At 60.6% G+C, this 15,452-nt stretch carries 15 protein-coding genes and 4 pseudogenes; 10 read left to right on the forward strand and 9 right to left on the reverse strand.

The window, feature by feature from the left end:
• Nucleotides 1–8: 8 nt before the first annotated feature.
• Nucleotides 9–188 (reverse strand): annotated as a pseudogene (locus tag USDA257_RS11755) (NAD(P)(+) transhydrogenase (Re/Si-specific) subunit beta); the annotation flags it as partial.
• Between the two features lie 246 nt (nt 189–434).
• Between USDA257_RS11755 and USDA257_RS11760 the strand changes: the two are divergent.
• Nucleotides 435–656, forward strand: coding sequence for a hypothetical protein (locus USDA257_RS11760; protein WP_041414117.1), 222 nt, complete (start codon nt 435–437; stop codon nt 654–656).
• Between the two features lie 711 nt (nt 657–1,367).
• Here USDA257_RS11760 and USDA257_RS11765 read toward each other — a convergent pair.
• The 3 genes from USDA257_RS11765 to USDA257_RS38410 form a co-directional block, all read right to left on the reverse strand.
• Nucleotides 1,368–1,724, reverse strand: coding sequence for a hypothetical protein (locus USDA257_RS11765; protein ID WP_014763177.1), 357 nt, complete (start codon nt 1,722–1,724; stop codon nt 1,368–1,370).
• 604 nt (nt 1,725–2,328) lie between these two features.
• The gene (locus USDA257_RS11770; RefSeq protein ID WP_041414118.1) at nt 2,329–2,634 is read right to left on the reverse strand and encodes a hypothetical protein; all 306 of its coding nucleotides are present in this window, start codon (nt 2,632–2,634) and stop codon (nt 2,329–2,331) included.
• Between the two features lie 83 nt (nt 2,635–2,717).
• Nucleotides 2,718–2,840, reverse strand: a complete 123-nt coding sequence (locus USDA257_RS38410; RefSeq protein WP_269845045.1) for a hypothetical protein — start codon at nt 2,838–2,840, stop codon at nt 2,718–2,720.
• A gap of 136 nt (nt 2,841–2,976) precedes the next feature.
• Between USDA257_RS38410 and USDA257_RS11775 the strand changes: the two genes are divergently transcribed.
• The 3 genes from USDA257_RS11775 (at nt 2,977) to USDA257_RS11785 (ending at nt 5,439) form a co-directional block, all read left to right on the forward strand.
• Nucleotides 2,977–3,948 carry a 3'-5' exonuclease gene (locus tag USDA257_RS11775; protein WP_014763179.1) on the forward strand — a complete coding sequence of 324 codons (972 nt, stop codon included), beginning with the start codon at nt 2,977–2,979 and terminating at the stop codon, nt 3,946–3,948.
• A 230-nt stretch (nt 3,949–4,178) separates the two neighbouring features.
• A complete protein-coding gene (locus USDA257_RS11780; RefSeq protein ID WP_014763180.1) occupies nt 4,179–4,457 on the forward strand; it encodes a hypothetical protein in 279 nt (92 codons plus the stop codon).
• Nucleotides 4,458–4,995: 538 nt separating this feature from the next.
• Complete coding sequence (locus tag USDA257_RS11785) at nt 4,996–5,439, forward strand: VOC family protein (RefSeq protein WP_041414119.1); 444 nt, start codon at nt 4,996–4,998, stop codon at nt 5,437–5,439.
• A 68-nt stretch (nt 5,440–5,507) separates the two neighbouring features.
• Here the strand turns inward: USDA257_RS11785 and dinB are convergent.
• Nucleotides 5,508–6,586, reverse strand: a pseudogene (gene dinB, locus USDA257_RS11790) (DNA polymerase IV).
• A 2-nt stretch (nt 6,587–6,588) separates the two neighbouring features.
• Nucleotides 6,589–6,855, reverse strand: a complete 267-nt coding sequence (locus USDA257_RS11795; RefSeq protein ID WP_041415159.1) for a hypothetical protein — start codon at nt 6,853–6,855, stop codon at nt 6,589–6,591.
• Nucleotides 6,856–7,014: 159 nt separating this feature from the next.
• On the opposite strand from USDA257_RS11795, the pseudogene USDA257_RS37760 reads away from it, so the two are divergent.
• From USDA257_RS37760 to USDA257_RS11825, 6 genes and pseudogenes are all read left to right on the forward strand, one after another.
• Nucleotides 7,015–7,215 (forward strand): annotated as a pseudogene (locus USDA257_RS37760) (hypothetical protein); the annotation flags it as partial.
• Nucleotides 7,214–8,227, forward strand: a pseudogene (locus USDA257_RS11805) (aminomethyltransferase family protein); the annotation flags it as partial. The pseudogenes USDA257_RS37760 and USDA257_RS11805, both read left to right, overlap by 2 nt.
• Nucleotides 8,228–8,286: 59 nt before the next feature.
• Nucleotides 8,287–9,126, forward strand: coding sequence for an SDR family NAD(P)-dependent oxidoreductase (locus USDA257_RS11810; protein ID WP_014763185.1), 840 nt, complete (start codon nt 8,287–8,289; stop codon nt 9,124–9,126).
• A 14-nt stretch (nt 9,127–9,140) separates the two neighbouring features.
• The gene (locus USDA257_RS11815; protein WP_014763186.1) at nt 9,141–9,752 is read left to right on the forward strand and encodes a dimethylsulfonioproprionate lyase family protein; all 612 of its coding nucleotides are present in this window, start codon (nt 9,141–9,143) and stop codon (nt 9,750–9,752) included.
• An 85-nt stretch (nt 9,753–9,837) separates the two neighbouring features.
• Nucleotides 9,838–11,313: an aldehyde dehydrogenase family protein gene (locus USDA257_RS11820; protein ID WP_014763187.1), complete on the forward strand. Its 1,476-nt coding sequence runs from the start codon at nt 9,838–9,840 to the stop codon at nt 11,311–11,313.
• Between the two features lie 87 nt (nt 11,314–11,400).
• Nucleotides 11,401–12,432 (forward strand): GlxA family transcriptional regulator, encoded by a 1,032-nt coding sequence (locus USDA257_RS11825; RefSeq protein WP_014763188.1) that lies wholly within the window; start codon nt 11,401–11,403, stop codon nt 12,430–12,432.
• A gap of 221 nt (nt 12,433–12,653) precedes the next feature.
• Here the strand turns inward: USDA257_RS11825 and USDA257_RS11830 are convergent, their stop codons facing one another.
• From USDA257_RS11830 to USDA257_RS11840, 3 genes are read right to left on the reverse strand one after another with little or no spacing between them, the layout of a single operon-like run.
• Nucleotides 12,654–13,919, reverse strand: a complete 1,266-nt coding sequence (locus tag USDA257_RS11830) for a Zn-dependent hydrolase (RefSeq protein ID WP_014763189.1) — start codon at nt 13,917–13,919, stop codon at nt 12,654–12,656.
• Nucleotides 13,916–14,557 carry a TenA family protein gene (locus tag USDA257_RS11835; RefSeq protein WP_041414121.1) on the reverse strand — a complete coding sequence of 214 codons (642 nt, stop codon included), beginning with the start codon at nt 14,555–14,557 and terminating at the stop codon, nt 13,916–13,918. Before USDA257_RS11835 ends, USDA257_RS11830 begins: the two co-directional genes overlap by 4 nt.
• Before the next feature lie 31 nt (nt 14,558–14,588).
• The gene (locus USDA257_RS11840; RefSeq protein WP_014763191.1) at nt 14,589–15,431 is read right to left on the reverse strand and encodes a BtpA/SgcQ family protein; all 843 of its coding nucleotides are present in this window, start codon (nt 15,429–15,431) and stop codon (nt 14,589–14,591) included.
• Nucleotides 15,432–15,452: the final 21 nt, after the last annotated feature.

Raw genomic sequence — 15,452 nt, forward strand, 5'->3', positions numbered from 1 at the left:
GCGACTCTGGAAAAGCCGACCAACGCGCCGGTGACGATCAGGAGGTCGTGGCCGAGCGTGGAGCCGATCGCCGTGGCCGCCCAATCCGAATAGGAGTACAGCATCGAAACGACCACCGGCGTGTCGGCGCCGGTGCCCATGATCAAAGGGTAGCCGATGAAGAAGGCGAGAGCGGTCATCAGGATCAGCCTTCAGACGCCCGCGCCATTAAGCAACGAGCTTCCTGGACCTGCACAACCGCTTCGACCGGATGATCGGCCCCATGGTGCTTCGAGATTTCGACCTCTGCGCCGTTGGTCGCCGGCGCGGAGAGACATGAGACCGACGAGTCGGTTGCGGTTCCTGGCCATCGTCGGTGGTGCAGCGTCGGGTAAATCCCTGTCATCCGGAACCATCGCGCTCGCCATCTATTGTTGCGCGAAAGGAGAGCGCCGATGACCACTGGTATCCGAAATGCCACGTTTTACGTATTGGAACAGGACGATCCTTTCACCGGTGCAATTCCAGTCAGTTTCGAAGAAGCCTTTAAGGAGGCTGAAAAGCTCACGGCCAACGGTCGCGCTGTTCACGTTCTTTATACCGAGGAGGCGACCCAGACCCAGTTGACCCGCTTTGCCGAGGCCGGCATCCGAACAAGCCTTGCTCCGCAAGGTTAGGGGAAATTGCCGAGGACCAGCGCTATCTTGCTAGCCCACCTCCTGGGACTTCATCGGCGCGAGCTCTCTGCCAGACCATGAAGCCGCACCGCGGGCGCGGCTTCGAGCCCAGCTATTGGTAGCGGAGCGAGTTTGCGTCGAGGCCACCACAAGGCTGAGATGCTCGCATTCGATTGGAACCCTGCTTCCGCCGAGCGGTTCTTCTTATGGCAAACGCGAGTTACGAACTATGACTGAGAAAGCTGCTATTCCGCCCAGGAAGGGCGATCCCAAAGCGCGGCCCGTCCGCGGCCCAGATCCTCAGGTCTCGGCGCCAAAGTCCGATGAACGCAAAAATACGCCTCGGGACACAAGAGAGGCGCCGGCGCCAAACCCGAATGGCGAACACGCCCGTTATCCTCGAGGGCACGGCACGCTGCCGTGCACCTAGGATAGCTGACCTTCGTAAACTCATTGGTCAGCGGATCTTCCCGGACTTTTATGCCGGCTGCATTGTAGATGGCGTTCGCGACAGCCGCAGCGACACCGCACAGGCCGCTCGACGATCCCTTTGGCCCTCATCGGCGAAGAACGGAAGACCGCACTCGATCACACGTCAAAAGGGTCAGAAACTGCTTGGGCAACGGGCGGCAACCACAGAAGCTAAATGTCACCCCATGCAGTTCGGCCATCGTATTTCGCCCCTCTTGTCCGGCTTCTTCACGGTTCCGATCATCTATTCCTCCTGTTGAAATCGCGTTTGCCCCTGTTACGCACGAGGATTTCGGACATCGCTGTCCGGTCATCCTCCGACATGGCGGCAATCCACTGGTTAGTGAAGTACCGCAATTCGTGGGTGGAGAAGAGGGCCGGGTTTCTCGCGTAGGGAACGAGGGTGTCGATCAGCGTCTGCCCCAGCAGAAAGCGGTCCCAGTCCTCCTTGATATGCGGATCGGCCTCATTCGGTTCGACCGCGATCACCTGCGGAGACATCTTGATCGTGGTCCCGGCGAGAACCGGCCTGCCCTGCAGGACCCTCACGTTCTTGAAAGTCTCCGGCTTACCAAATAACCATTCCATCAGGCTCATCGCTTGCCCTCCGACATTGCGGCAACCTCCTCGTCATCGACCACGGCGCGCGCGTGGGACGAAGCGCACGAGAAGATTTTCAGTTGGTCGATCCTTCAGTAGTTGGGTTGCGCCGACAACAAGTGCGGCATCACAGGTCGGGCCGGATCTCTCTCGTTGTTCGCCTGCGCTGTGCCGCTGATATAGACTTCATTGAACCCTTTGATCCATTCGGCCTGTTGGCTGATACATCGTCCCGAGAGGATCAGCCGGTTGGCCTAGTCCGTCGGACGAATCTTTGCCGCCCTTGAAACGGCGCAGCCGGGGGAGGGCCACTAGGCACACACGCATCGTCATAGACGCCGCCAGCAACGAGGTCGCCGATATCATCCTCAATGTCGCCGCCGAGGCAGTCTTTTGGTCACAGTGCGCGGTGGTCGGCCACTGACCCATAGCGGCGACGAAAAGTCCGGAAACCATAACACGGGCCGACGAAACCAAATGGACGAACGAACGTCCATTTCGCTCGTGATTGGCGGGAGACGTTCAGACGTTCCCTGTTGGTGCTAAAAAGATCGCAAAATGTATCATAGGGAACGACGGAGATTGCCGCCGGCGCGAGTTCTTAAATCCCTGACCCGTCGAGCTCTCGGTCGTCATCGCCTTCCCAGGGTGAGGGCATGGAGGTGCGATTGAGATTGGCCGAGGGCATCGGCATCCAGCACTTCAATTCTGGCTCGGCGTATTCGATGATGCGGCCGGGCGAGGAATCAGCGGCGCGCCAGCCTTCTGCGCCGAACTGATCGCCATTCGACCAATACGCGAGATCAACTTCTGCCGCCCCCTGTTCGGACGGGCGGATCGTGACGAGGATCCGACTGCCGTCTTTCGGCGCGCTTGCCATGTGGCGCCAGGGGTCTGGCTCGGCCATCATTTTTCCTCCTGCCTTGCTGCAGGTTGCAAGTGTCGCCTTGCCATCGAAAACGGTCAACTCAAACCTTGCAAACCCATCGTCTAATTGACTGGGCCGCGTCCCCACAGGTGATGTAGTTGGGTGGTAGCGAAGCCGCTTGCCAGCGCGCCCTCGAGCGCGCCGTAGCCAGCGAGCGGTGCCGGAGGCACGGTGTGTCTTTTCAACAGATTTTCCGGGCATTTTGGCTTGTGTGTCCGGTTCTGCCGACCTCATTCGCGTTGCCAGGGTCTCTCTCGGTTTCTATCCTGACGCATGATCCGCACCCTACTGGTGCGCAGAGCCCGGGGACACTGGAGGCCGATGTCTCAACTGGATATGTTTTCCTCGTCGCGCCAGTCAGGCGATGACGTCGTTGTGAGGCTGCGAGGACCCTTGAAGCAGCGGCGGAGGCCATTCGATAACGAGAGCATGGTCCGGCTTTTGGAGGAGAGCGGCAGCTATCGCGTCTTGCGCAAGCTTGTCGGCCGCCAGATCGTCGATATACCGCGGCCGGGATTTCCTCGCATCGGAGTGATCGTCGACACCGAGACGACCGGCCTCGACCACAGCACGGACGAGATCATCGAAATTGGCGCAGTTGCGTTCACCTTCGACGACGGGGGCCATATCGGCGACGTCACGGGCGTTTACGGCGGCCTGCAGCAGCCATCTGTTCCAATCCCTCTTGAAATCACCCGCCTCACCGGAATCACCGACGAGATGGTTGCCGAGCAGATGATCGATGTCGGGTCGCTTCGAGCGTTGCTCGACCCGGCCGACCTGGTGATCGCCCACAATGCCGGCTTCGATCGTCCGTTCTGCGAGGCGTTTTCAAGCATGTTTTCCGGCAAGGCATGGGCCTGTTCCGTCAAAGAAGTCGATTGGGCGACGCGCGGGTTCGAGGGCACGAAGCTCGGCTACCTGATTGGTCAAAGTGGCTACTTCCACGATGGCCATCGCGCCGTCGACGACTGTTTTGCTCTGCTCGAGGTGCTCGCCGGCGCCGATGGGGCGACGGAGCCGAGCGCTTTTGCGGAGCTTCTCAAGACAAGTCAGCGCTCACGCGTGCGCATCTTCGCCGAGCACAGCCCCTTCGACATGAAAGATCATCTGAAGGCTCGGGGATACCGCTGGTCCGATGGCAGCGACGGCCGTCCGAAATCCTGGTGGATCGAAATTGATGAGGAGCAGCTCGCAGCGGAACTCGCTTTCCTGCGGTCAGAGATCTACCGGTGGGAAGAGGCCGACCCGCCGGTCATAAGGCCGACGGCGTTTGATCGGTACAAGGCTTGATGAGGTGGCGATCCCGGATATTTCATTGTGCAGTCTTTCCAAGGATTTCGGATCGAACTTCACATCGCGCATGTCGTCTTGGCGGTCGGCTCATCGTCGTTCCCGAGACTCCGTCGTTCCAACGGATGCAACTGTTTCGCACTTAAGCGAGTTTAGTCGGTGGGCCTTGCGTAGCGCCCGACGAAACGACAGCGCTGGCGGGGCGGGTCGCCCCCAACGGAGTGGTCTATATGGCGCAGAGTACCAAGCAAAAGCTGATGAAGGCGAGCGATATCCCTGCCTTCGTCGAGGAGGTGATCAAAACCGGCTGCAACATCTGCGCCGTCGGCCACGACAAATATATCGTTGGAGACGCAGACCTGTCGCCGGGTGACTATGAGAAAACAAAGCGCAGGCTGAAGAAAATCGAGGATACTTACGGCGATCGTGATTTCCTCAAGTTGGAAATCGTCGCTTACCTTCGCTCAATTGGTCGGCATGTCGACCTCGGCGAGGATGGGTCTGAGTAGGAAGGCCAGCAAAAAGCCCCGCCACGATGGCGGGGCAAATCCCGCATCCTATTGCCTTCGTTGGAGGCGGGGACGTAGCCAAGAGATGCAGCTACCCAGAGACGCTATCTGCGGTTTGATCAGAGAGGAAGGTCTGATCCCGCGAGCCTCTTCAAAAAACATCGGCAAGGTAAACGCTTCTCGCTTCGTCCGATCAAGCATAATCTTCGATATCCGGATCACATCAGCGGCATCGACAAGCGCATCGCGGATTTCTTTCGGGGAGAGGTCGCGGGCGCCTCACTCCGCTTCCATTTCGAAAGTGCGATACTCGCCACTTTCGCTCCGGGTGGGATGCGCGGGCGCATCACTCTACCGCAACCCGCGCCGGCGAAGAGTGGACACGTTGTTGGAGGCGGCGGAGTCGAGGCCCAAGAAAAAACACCTCTTAGTGATAGTACGTCCGCTCACGGTCTGCGCTTCTGCGACAATGCGGCTTCGACGCAAAGACAGCGGGAAACTGGATGTGCCAAGCCACGATTTAACGGGAGGATTGCTCATGAAGCCCCGGATTTCTGTACTGACGCTTGGCGTCGCAGATCTTGAGCGGTCTCTCGCTTTCTATCGTGACGGACTGGGTTTGCGTACCCAAGGGATCGTGGGCCGCGAATTCGAGCATGGCGCCGTGGCGTTCTTTGATCTTTCGAACGGTATCAAACTTGCGATCTGGGATCAGGACGATTTGGCTCACGATAGCGGTCTGACGAAAGCGCCCGCGAGCAGCACTTCGTTCTCGATCGGCCACAACGTCTCGCAACGAAGCGAGGTGGATGAAGTCATGGAACAGGCACGCGAAGCGGGCGCGGCCATCGTGAAGCCCGCCCAAGAGACATTCTACGGGGGATATGCGGGCTACTTTACCGATCCCGATGGCCATCTGTGGGAGGTCGTGTGGAATCCGGCCAATTTGCCGGAGGGGACTGACTTGAGTCGACTCCCGTGAGGCTGAGGCTTCCGCAAAGAGCGACGCTGCCGATCGTTTGCCAGTTAACCCACGTGATCGATGGCGGTCTAAAGCGCCAGCCGCAGCTGCGGCGCCACTACAGAGGTCTGCCGTTCCAATGATGACAGCGTGACGCCGAGCAGGCGGATTCCCCTGCGCGGCGGAAAGATCGGCGTCAGAAGCAGCCCGACCACTTCCTCGAGTTCGCCGATCGCTTGCAGAGGTGCCGTAACCGTCTTGCTGCGCGTGATCTGGGAAAAGTCGGCATATTTGACCTTGAGCGTCACGGTCTTGGCGCCAATCTCATTGGCCTCACAGTAGCGCCAGACTTTCTCGATCAGCGGCTGAAGACCTTCGCGCGCCGGGTCAAAGGAGTGGATATCCTCGGAGAACGTGTCTTCCGCGCCGACGGATTTCCGCACCCGGTCCGGCTTGACCTGGCGATTGTCGATGCCGCGGGCGATCCCGTAGAAATATGGCCCCGATTTCCCGAAATGTTCGACCAGAAACTCGAGCGTTTTCTCTTTGAGTTCGATCCCAAGCCGGTGCATCTTTTCGGCCGTCGCGGGGCCTACGCCGTGGAATTTCTTGACCGGGAGCGCCTCGACGAAGACCGGCCCGTTTTTCGGCGTGATGACAGCCTGACCATTGGGCTTGTTCAGGTCGCTCGCTATCTTGGCGAGGAACTTGTTGTAGGAAATCCCGGCCGAGGCATTGAGGCCGGTGACCTGCTTGATCTTCGCCCGGATCTCCGCGGCAATCTCGGTGGCGATCTCCATGCCCTTCAGGTTTTCGGTGACGTCGAGATAGGCCTCGTCGAGCGAGAGCGGCTCGATCAGCGGTGTGTACTCGGCGAAGATCGCGCGGATCTGCAACGAGACGGCCTTGTAGACGTCAAAGCGCGGTCTGACGAAGATGAGGTCGGGGCATTTCCGCTGCGCGGTCACCGAAGGCATTGCCGAGTGAACGCCGAACTTCCGCGCCTCGTAGCTGGCCGCCGCCACCACGCCGCGGGCGGCAGGATAGCCGACGGCAATCGGCAGGCCCCGCAGCTCGGGATTGTCGCGCTGCTCGACCGATGCGTAAAGGCATCCATGTCCACATGCACGATTTTGCGCGGCCGCTCGCTGCCTTCGTCGTTTGTCATCGCTAGCTTCCATCAGGACCATCTGTATCGTCCAGACATGGGAAGTGCGCGCTGCATTTGTCACCCTCCGGCGTCTGCATGCGGTCGCAGCCCATCGCCGTGCGCCGGCGGATCACCGCGAAGCTCACACCGTCGCCGAATGCTTTCACCAACAGCTTGCGCTCAAGCGCGCAGTGGCGATGACATGGGCGACAGATGAATTCAATGAGCGGCTCACGATGATCCTTCAGTCTCGGCCCCAGATCGTTCACAGGCTCCTGTCGCGCCATGCGAAAAATTCCCATTCCTGCCATCAGATTGAATCCGTTCACGGATTTCTCCGACGGACACTCCCACTCAACTTCCGCGCGCCACGTGCGCATTGACTCAGTTTCGTTTTGAGAACAAATACAGAACATAATTCACCTTCTCAAGCCGAAAACGGGTTGCTGTCTGCCGACCTGTTGGGGCTTGCCGAGCGCGATGAAGCATTCCGGCCGTCGACTGGCCGCGGCGATGAGTTCGCTCACGGTACCCCTGGAAGTCCGGATTCCCGCGAAAAAGCGCCTCCAGGGGTTCGGCCGAGAGATATGTTCGTGCCAGATCTTCATATCGACGACCTGAAGATCAAGAGCCAGAATTTTCAGTAGTGCTCAAGGCGGCGTCGGCCTGTTCGACATGACCTCTTTCGGGAAGATCAGGATCGAAGGTCCGGACGCTTGCGCTTTCCTCAATCGGCTCTGCGCGAACCAGATGAATGTCGCGCCTGGCAGGGTCGTCTACACCCAGATGCTCAACAAGAAGGGCGGGATCGAAAGCGATCTCACCGTCACCCGCTTCTGGGAGACGGCATTCTTCGCGGTCGTTCCGGGCGCGACCCTGCAGCGTGATCTTGCCTGGATGCGCAAGCAGGTGCGGGATGGTGAATTCGTTGTCATCACAGATATCACCGCTTCGGAATCCGTTCTCGTCCTGATGGGCCCCAAGGCACGCGAGGTCATCACCAAGGTCAGTCCCAACGACTTCTCCAATGAGGCATTTCCGTTCGGGACCGCGCAGGAAATCGAAATCGGCATGGGTATCGCCCGCGCCCACAGGGTCACCTATGTCGGTGAACTGGGCTGGGAGCTCTATGTCTCTTCCGACCAGACTGCGCACGTGTTCGAAGCGCTCGAAGCGGCGGGAGCGGCGTCCGACCTCAAGCTCTGCGGTCTTCATACGCTCGACTCCTGCCGGATCGAAAAGGCCTTCAGGCACTTCGGCCATGACATCACGGACGAGGACCATGTCCTCGAGGCCGGGCTCGGGTTCGCGGTCAAGACCGACAAGGTGGACTTCATCGGCCGCGACGCCGTCCTGCGGAAGCGGGAAGAGGGTCTGGAGCGACGGATGCTCCAGTTCAGGCTCCACGATCCGGAACCGCTGCTCTTCCACAACGAAGCGCTCGTGCGGGACGGCAAGATTGTCTCGATCATCACTTCAGGGAACTACGGCCACTACCTGGGGGGCGCGGTCGGGATGGGGTACGTTCCCTGCCGCGGCGAAAGTGACGAAGACATCCTCGCGTCGAACTACGAGATCGAGATCGCTGGTGAACGCTTCCCGGCTCATGCCTCGTTGAAGCCGATGTACGACCCAAAGGGCGAACGCACGAGGATGTGAAATCTCTTAGCGCTTCGACAAGGTCGGCCCCGCACGGACATCACGAGAGGACAGGTGGCATGACGAACTGGTTTATCACAGGCATATCGCGCGGCCTCGGCCGGGCGCTGGCCACGGCGGCGTTGGCGCGGGGCGATACCGTCGTTGGAACTGCGCGCTCTGGGTCGTTTTCGCTCGACCACGAGTTCGGCACACTCCACGTCCTCGCGGTCGACCTGAGCGTGCAAGGGTCCGCCGAGGCGAGTGTCACGAAAGCGTTCGAGCTCGTTGGCGCGGTCGACGTCATCGTCAACAACGCTGGTTTTGGACTTCTCGGTGCGGTGGAGAACGCCACCGATCAGGAGGTCCAGACGCTTTTCGCCGTCGACTTCTTCGCGCCCCTCCGGATCATCCAAACGGCGTTGCCGCATCTGCGCAAGCAAGGCTCCGGACACATCATCAACATAACTTCGATCGCAGGGCGCGCGCCCACGACCGGGACGGCAATCTACGCAGCCGCCAAATCCGCACTCGAAGGTCTTTCGATGGGGTTGGCCCTGGAGGTCGCGCCGTTCGGCATCAAGGTTACGGCCGTCGCTCCGGGAGCGTTTCGGACCGAATTCCTCTCCCCGAATTCGGTCCTGCGAAGCGCGGCTGCGGATGCCGTCTATTCGGAGACCATCGGCCGAAGTGCCGCAGCATTCGAAACGGCGGACGGGCATCAAGTCGGCGATCCCGAACTCGCCGCGAAGGCGATCATCGACCTGACCGACAGTGACAACCCTCCACTGCATCTGCTCTTGGGAAGCGACGCTTTAACCCGCGCTCGGGCCAAATTGAGGCGGGTTATCGAGGAGATGGATACATGGGAGCCAGTGACACGCAGCACCGACTTCAGAGATGATTCCGGCGCTAGCTAGCAGGAGGTGAGAACATGGATGCTCGGTCGCCGCTGGTCAGCAACTTCATCGAGGCTGCCCGCGCCGTGTTTTCGTCCACAAAACTGGACGACCACACGGCGTCTGCCCTGAGCGACGTCTTCGAAACGATAACATCGGGCCGCCCCATTTCCCGCGCTGGAAGGGAGACGTTTCCAGTCTGTGCGCTCGTCGAACCGCGTCTCGATGAGCTCGAACGTACCGACGAGGGGCTTCGTGATGTAGCGCAGGCTATGCGGCCGCTGCTGCCTCACATCGGTTGGAAACGAAGACAGCCCGGGAAGAACGCGTCGGACAATTTCATGGACGGGCACGCCACCGGCATGATCATCGGACCCGGCGGCGCTGAGGATCGAGAGGACGTATGGATCGGCATGACAATCATGGGACCGAACGTCCGTTACCCCGACCATTCGCATCCCCCGGAAGAGGTCTACCTTGCTCTGTCGAACGGGGCGTTCCGGCAGGGTGAAAACGAATGGTTCGATCCGGGCATCGGTGGCGTCTTTCATAACCCGCCGGGCATAGTCCACGGCATGCGCTCGGGAGATGCGCCAATGCTGGCCCTCTGGTTTCTTCCGATCGTTCCGGCACCCGCATGGAATTGAGCGTGCGGCTGTCGGCAAGGCCCTTCAACCAAAGTGAGAACACACCGCGTCTGTTGCTTCCGACGCGCCACTGCGAGGAATACCAATGCGAAACGAACTCTTTATCGACGGCCGTTGGGTCAAGCCGATTAGCGGAGGCACCTTCCCCATCATAAATCCGGCAACTGAGGAGGTCGTGCATCATGGACCCGCCGGAACTGCTGAAGACGTTGACCTCGCAGTTAAAGCAGCGCGAAAGGCCTTCGATCACGGGCCATGGCCCAGAATGTCCGGAACCGAACGCGCCCGGTACCTGCGTGCGATTGCGACGGGTATCCGCAACAGGCTCACGGAGCTTGCCCGAATGGAGACCATCGACAACGGCAAGCCAATTCCCGAAGCCGAATGGGACATCGGCGACGCGGCAGGTTGCTTCGATTTTTACGCCGACCTTGCCGAAGAACTCGACCGGAATCCGGAAGAACCGATCGCAGTTTCCGACGCCCGCTTCACCTCGAAGGCAGTCAAGGAACCCGTGGGCGTGGCCGGAGCCATCATCCCGTGGAACTATCCGTTGCTCATGGCCGCTTGGAAGGTTGCGCCGGCGCTTGCGGCAGGCTGCACCATGGTTCTCAAACCCGCCGAATTGACGTCGATCACGGCGATGGAGCTCGGTGCGATCGCAAGGGCTGCAGACTTGCCGCCCGGAGTGCTCAATATAGTAACCGGAGCCGGATCGGTTGCCGGACAGGCGCTGGCCGATCACCCCGATGTCGACAAGCTCGCCTTCACCGGTTCCGTTCCCGTGGGCTCCAAAATCATGCAGGCCGCCGCCCGCGACATCAAACGCGTGAGCCTCGAGCTTGGCGGCAAGTCGCCGTTCCTCGTCTTCGAGGACTCCGATCTCGACGCGGCCGTCGAGTGGGTCATGTTCGGCATATTCTGGAACCAGGGTGAAGTCTGCTCGGCAACGTCGCGCGTGTTCGTCCAGGAAGGTATCTATGAAACGTTCCTCGAGCGCCTTGTCGAGGAGACGAAGAAGATCAAGATTGGCGACGGCCAAGAGCCAGGTGTGCTGCTCGGACCTTTGGTGTCTCGACGACAGATGGATCAGGTCCTCGCCGCCATCGACAAGGCTCGCTCCGACGGCGCTAAAATTGCTGTCGGCGGCGGCAGGCCCGCGGGATTCAACAAGGGCTTCTATGTCGAGCCGACGGTGTTGGTCGACGTCCCGCTGGAAAGCGACGCCTGGAAGGAAGAGATATTCGGCCCGGTTGTCTGCGTGCGGCCGTTCGCGACCGAAAACGAGGCAATCGCATTGGCAAACGACAGCAAGTTCGGTCTCGCGGCGGCCGTGATGTCGACGGACGACGCACGCGCTGACCGGGTTGCCGCGGCGCTGCGCGCCGGCATCGTCTGGATCAACTGCTCGCAGCCGACGTTCACAGAAGCGCCATGGGGCGGCTACAAACAGTCCGGCATCGGCAGAGAGCTCGGCCGCTGGGGTCTCGATAACTATCTCGAAACCAAGCAGATCACTCGCTTCGTCAGCGAGGAACGGTGGGGCTGGTACATCAAGTGAACAGTGAAAATTGCTTCGATCGGGACGCTTCCGCTGAGGCCTTGGCTTCCCAAATTGCCTATTTCTACTGAACTGGAGGTCTCGCAAATGCTCTCGATGGTGCGGCGGCGTTTCAGCATATTCCTTACGGATGGCTTCTCTCTGATGGCCTTCACTTCGTTGACCACTCCCCTAAGGATTGCGAACGATGTTTTGGGATACCAAGCCTATTCCTGGAATATAGTCAGCCACGACGGTCGACCAGTTCGATCGAGCTGCGGCGTCAGCCTGTCCGCCGAATGCGACCTCGATTGCGCAAGGAATACCAAGGCGATTGATCACGCCCGCTTTTTGGCATTGCTGCCCGGGGACAAACACGAGGTGTTTCCGGCTCGGTTGATTTCATGGGTTAGGGAGGCCGTGTCGCGGGGCGTTTCCGTCGCGGGCGTTGGTCGCGGGGCATTGGTTCTTGCGGAGCATGGCCTCCTCGACGGGCGTCGTTGTGCGGTTCACTGGAGTGTGTTCGCGCCGAGCATCGAGAACTTCCCGCAAGTCGTCTTTTCAAGGGCCTACTACGAAATCGACGGTCTCATCCACACTTGTGCCGGCGAGGCGGCAGCGTTTGATCTGGTGTTGGAAATCATCAAGCAGGACTTCGGCCAGGAGCTCATAGACTCGATCAATGAGATCGCGCTGCAAGGAAGGCCGCGAAGCCGAACGGACCGCCAAGCGATGGCGCTGCATATGCGCCTCGAAAGAATGTCCTCCCCGTTACTTGCGGTCGTCAAACTCATGGAGCGAACAGTTTCCGCCCCCCTGACGATGGAGGCCCTTGCCGCGTCCTCTGGCATGTCGCGCCGCCGTCTCCAGCGGTTGTTCCAGCAGCATCTTGGCACGACGCCACGCAGCTTTTATCGTCAACTTCGGATCGAGCGCGCGCAGGCCCTCCTTGAGAATTCCACGCTTCCCGTCATTGATGTCGCGATGGCGTCGGGTTTCGTCAGCCAATCCCACTTCACCAAGGTCTATAAGGCTTTCACGGGCTGCACGCCCCAAGAAACCCGGACGGCCCGGAAACGTGAAGGAGGACTGGTCGGTTCATATCGCGAGCGAGCGATAGTGATGTCCGCGTTCGCCTAGAACACCTGCGCTCCGTCGAGGTCCGCTCAGGGCCCAGCACCGGAAATTCCGGTCGGTCGGCGAGCGGCAGCTCTGGGTTGAAGGGAGCCGTTCTTCACGAGCCCTGTGCTCGGCTTGTTGCGAGGACGTTCACGTTCTGGGCTAAAAAGACCGTATAATGTATCGAATGGAACTGCCGGCGCCGCGAGCCACGGAAACAGCAGAAGTCGCATCAACGCTCGTCAACGGCTTTCCGCCGATGCGATCTCACGCATTGCCTCCAAAGTCGAGGCAAGCAACATTTGCGCGCCGGTGGCCGCGTCGGCTGGCTCGACATATTCCGCCTCGTTGTGGCTGAGGCCGTCGCGACAAGGCACAAAGATCATTGCGGCCGGAGCCACGCGATTGACGAACAGGGCGTCGTGAAAAGCTCCGGAAATCATGCGCTTGGCGGGAAGCCGCAGCGTCGCCGCAGCCCGGCCGAGGCAGTCGAGGAGGTCTTGCGAGAACGTGGCTGGCGGCATCTCGAAGAACCGGCGGAACGCGGCGTCGCAACCGTGAGCCCCAGCGGCGGTTGGGCAGGTGCTGCGGATTTTCGCTTCAAGCGCATCGATTACCGAAGGTTCCGGGTGCCGTAGGTCGACCGTGAATACGACTGAGCCAGGGATCGCGTTTACCGATCCGGGCTCCACCGCAAAGCGGCCGACGGTGAAGCGAGCCCGTTCGTCCCCCGGCATGATGCTCTTGAACAGAATGTCGAGCGCTGCGACGGCAGCCGCCATCGGGTCGTGGCGAAAGCCGAGTGCCGTCGTCCCGGCATGCGCCGCCTGGCCGGTGATCGTGATCTCGAGCCACCGTGTCCCCTGGACGCCATGAACGATGCCGATCGGTATGCCTTCCCGTTCTAGCGAAGGTCCCTGTTCGATATGCAGCTCGAGATAGCCCGACATCCGGAAACCGAGCGGCCGCATCTTGGCCTCCGGCAGTGCGTCGAGCGTGGCCTTGAGCTCGGCGGCGAAGAGTGCTCCGTCCCTGCCGCGAAGATGCGACCAAGCCCCGGGTATCGCGCCTGCCGCGAAGGCCATGGAGCCCATTGTACCGGGAGCGAACCGGCTGCCTTCCTCATTGGTCCATGCCACGACCTCGAGGGGGAGATCGGTCTCAATGCCCGCATCCTCCAAGCTCTCGATGACCTCGAAGGCGCTCAAAGTGCCGAGCGCCCCGTCGAAGCGGCCGCCCGTCGGCTGGCTGTCGAGATGGCTGCCGATGACGAAGGGCGGCCGGTCGGCGAGGCGGCCCTCGCGACGGATGAAGAGGTTTGCCATCGGATCCTGAAATACGCGAAAGCCGCGGGCGCGTGCGAGTTCGGCAAGCAGGCGACGCGACTGCCTGTCTTCCTCCGACAGAGCCTGACGGTTGACGCCGCCAGCGGGCGTCCCGCCGATCCGGGCGAAGTCGTCAAGCCGCTGCAGGAGACGCTGAGCGTTCGTCGTGACCTCCAATGTCATGCGGAATCCCCCGGTCTTGCTTCATAGGGCGCGTCGTGGAAGGCGATCTCGAGCCGCTGCACGCGGCCGAAGATGCCGCTGAGCCGCGCACGCTGCCCGGCACTCAATGTGGCACCCGCCTTGTCGAGTTCGTCTTTCAGCCAGCTGGCCTGAGCGGCGAATTCATCATCCGCATGCATGGCGACCCATTCCTTGAGCAGCGGGTTGCCGGTCACGCTGCCTGCCGCCGCTTTCGACCAGGTACAGTACATCCATTCGGCCGCGAACATGGCTGCGATGATGTCGAGGAATGCGCCCTCGCGCGCGATTTCCAGCATGCCGTTTCGGAATGCTTCGACCGCAGGATGGTTAAGATCATAGCCCGCCGGGTCGATGCCGCGCTCGGCAAAGGTCTTCTCGAAATAGGCGATCTGCCGGTTGGCGAGCGCATCGAGCACGGCAATGAGCCAGCGTTTCTGCTCGATCGTCTCGGCCTTCGCCCCGCCATAGGCGAAGATCGCAATGGCGGTGTCAACGAATGCGCCTTCGAAGACGAGATAGCGATCGAAGACCTCGCCGCTCAGTCGATTGGTCTTGATATCCTCCACGAAGCGGTGGTTCACCATGGCCCGGAATACGGCCGCGTTTTCGTCGAGCATCTGCTCGGAAAGAGTCCTCGACGACACCGCCTCACGTCTCCAGGACTGGGGCTGCCGCGGCCCGCAAGGCCCGCACGCGATCGATATCGACAGGCTTCCACCACACCCCGCAATGTTTCAGCGAGGAGGCGACGATTACACCGTTGGTGCGCCTCAGGATTTCGACGACATTGTCCTTCGTCACGCCCGAGCCGACGAGAAGCGGCAAGTGGGTCGCCGAACCGATTTCCTCGATCTCTCCAATCGAGGCAGCATTGCCGGTGCGCTGTCCGGTAGCGATCACCACATCGGCGTTGAAGAAGGCGAGATCGCGGGTCAGCTCTTCGATCGAGCGGTCGGCGACGATCGCGTGGCTGCCGTGCTTCACGTGGCTGTCGGCAAAAACCTTGATGTGCTCGGCGCGCAGCAGCGACCGATAACGCATCGCCTCGGGCGCGCGTCCTTCCATGAAGCCTTCATTGGCGACATAGGCGTTCGCCCACTGATTGACCCGGATGAATTTGGCGCCGCCCGCCATTGCGATCGCGAAGGCCGGAATCGGGGCATTGGCGAGCACGTTGATGCCGAGCGGCACGCCGACGGCGCTGGCGATACGATCCGTGACCACGGACATGAAGGCTGCGGTCTCATGGCCGATATCCTCCGGTTTGGAGAACGGTATGTCGCCATGGTTTTCGACGATCAGCCCATGCATGCCGCCTTCTATCAACGCCGCGGCGTCGCGCATGCACGTGTCATAAATCTCAGACATTGCCGCGCCGCGGTAGCGCGGCGCCCCGGGGAAGGCGGGGCAATGGATCATGCCGATGAGCACCTTGTCTGTTCCAAATATTTCCCTTATGGCGCTTGATGATTTGTCGGATATTTCCTGCATTTCCGTGCCTCTCAAAGGTCT

The sequence above is a fragment of the Sinorhizobium fredii USDA 257 genome, assembly GCF_000265205.3.
Classification (GTDB): domain Bacteria; phylum Pseudomonadota; class Alphaproteobacteria; order Rhizobiales; family Rhizobiaceae; genus Sinorhizobium; species Sinorhizobium fredii_B.

Coding starts and splice junctions, on each gene's coding strand:
- USDA257_RS11760 (WP_041414117.1), top strand. CDS start 435: ATGACCACTGGTATCCGAAATGCCACGTTTTACGTATTGGAACAGGAC.
- USDA257_RS11765 (WP_014763177.1), bottom strand. CDS start 1,724: ATGAGCCTGATGGAATGGTTATTTGGTAAGCCGGAGACTTTCAAGAAC.
- USDA257_RS11770 (WP_041414118.1), bottom strand. CDS start 2,634: ATGGCCGAGCCAGACCCCTGGCGCCACATGGCAAGCGCGCCGAAAGAC.
- USDA257_RS11775 (WP_014763179.1), top strand. CDS start 2,977: ATGTCTCAACTGGATATGTTTTCCTCGTCGCGCCAGTCAGGCGATGAC.
- USDA257_RS11780 (WP_014763180.1), top strand. CDS start 4,179: ATGGCGCAGAGTACCAAGCAAAAGCTGATGAAGGCGAGCGATATCCCT.
- USDA257_RS11785 (WP_041414119.1), top strand. CDS start 4,996: ATGAAGCCCCGGATTTCTGTACTGACGCTTGGCGTCGCAGATCTTGAG.
- USDA257_RS11795 (WP_041415159.1), bottom strand. CDS start 6,855: ATGGCGCGACAGGAGCCTGTGAACGATCTGGGGCCGAGACTGAAGGAT.
- USDA257_RS11810 (WP_014763185.1), top strand. CDS start 8,287: ATGACGAACTGGTTTATCACAGGCATATCGCGCGGCCTCGGCCGGGCG.
- USDA257_RS11815 (WP_014763186.1), top strand. CDS start 9,141: ATGGATGCTCGGTCGCCGCTGGTCAGCAACTTCATCGAGGCTGCCCGC.
- USDA257_RS11820 (WP_014763187.1), top strand. CDS start 9,838: ATGCGAAACGAACTCTTTATCGACGGCCGTTGGGTCAAGCCGATTAGC.
- USDA257_RS11825 (WP_014763188.1), top strand. CDS start 11,401: ATGCTCTCGATGGTGCGGCGGCGTTTCAGCATATTCCTTACGGATGGC.
- USDA257_RS11830 (WP_014763189.1), bottom strand. CDS start 13,919: ATGACATTGGAGGTCACGACGAACGCTCAGCGTCTCCTGCAGCGGCTT.
- USDA257_RS11835 (WP_041414121.1), bottom strand. CDS start 14,557: ATGCTCGACGAAAACGCGGCCGTATTCCGGGCCATGGTGAACCACCGC.
- USDA257_RS11840 (WP_014763191.1), bottom strand. CDS start 15,431: ATGCAGGAAATATCCGACAAATCATCAAGCGCCATAAGGGAAATATTT.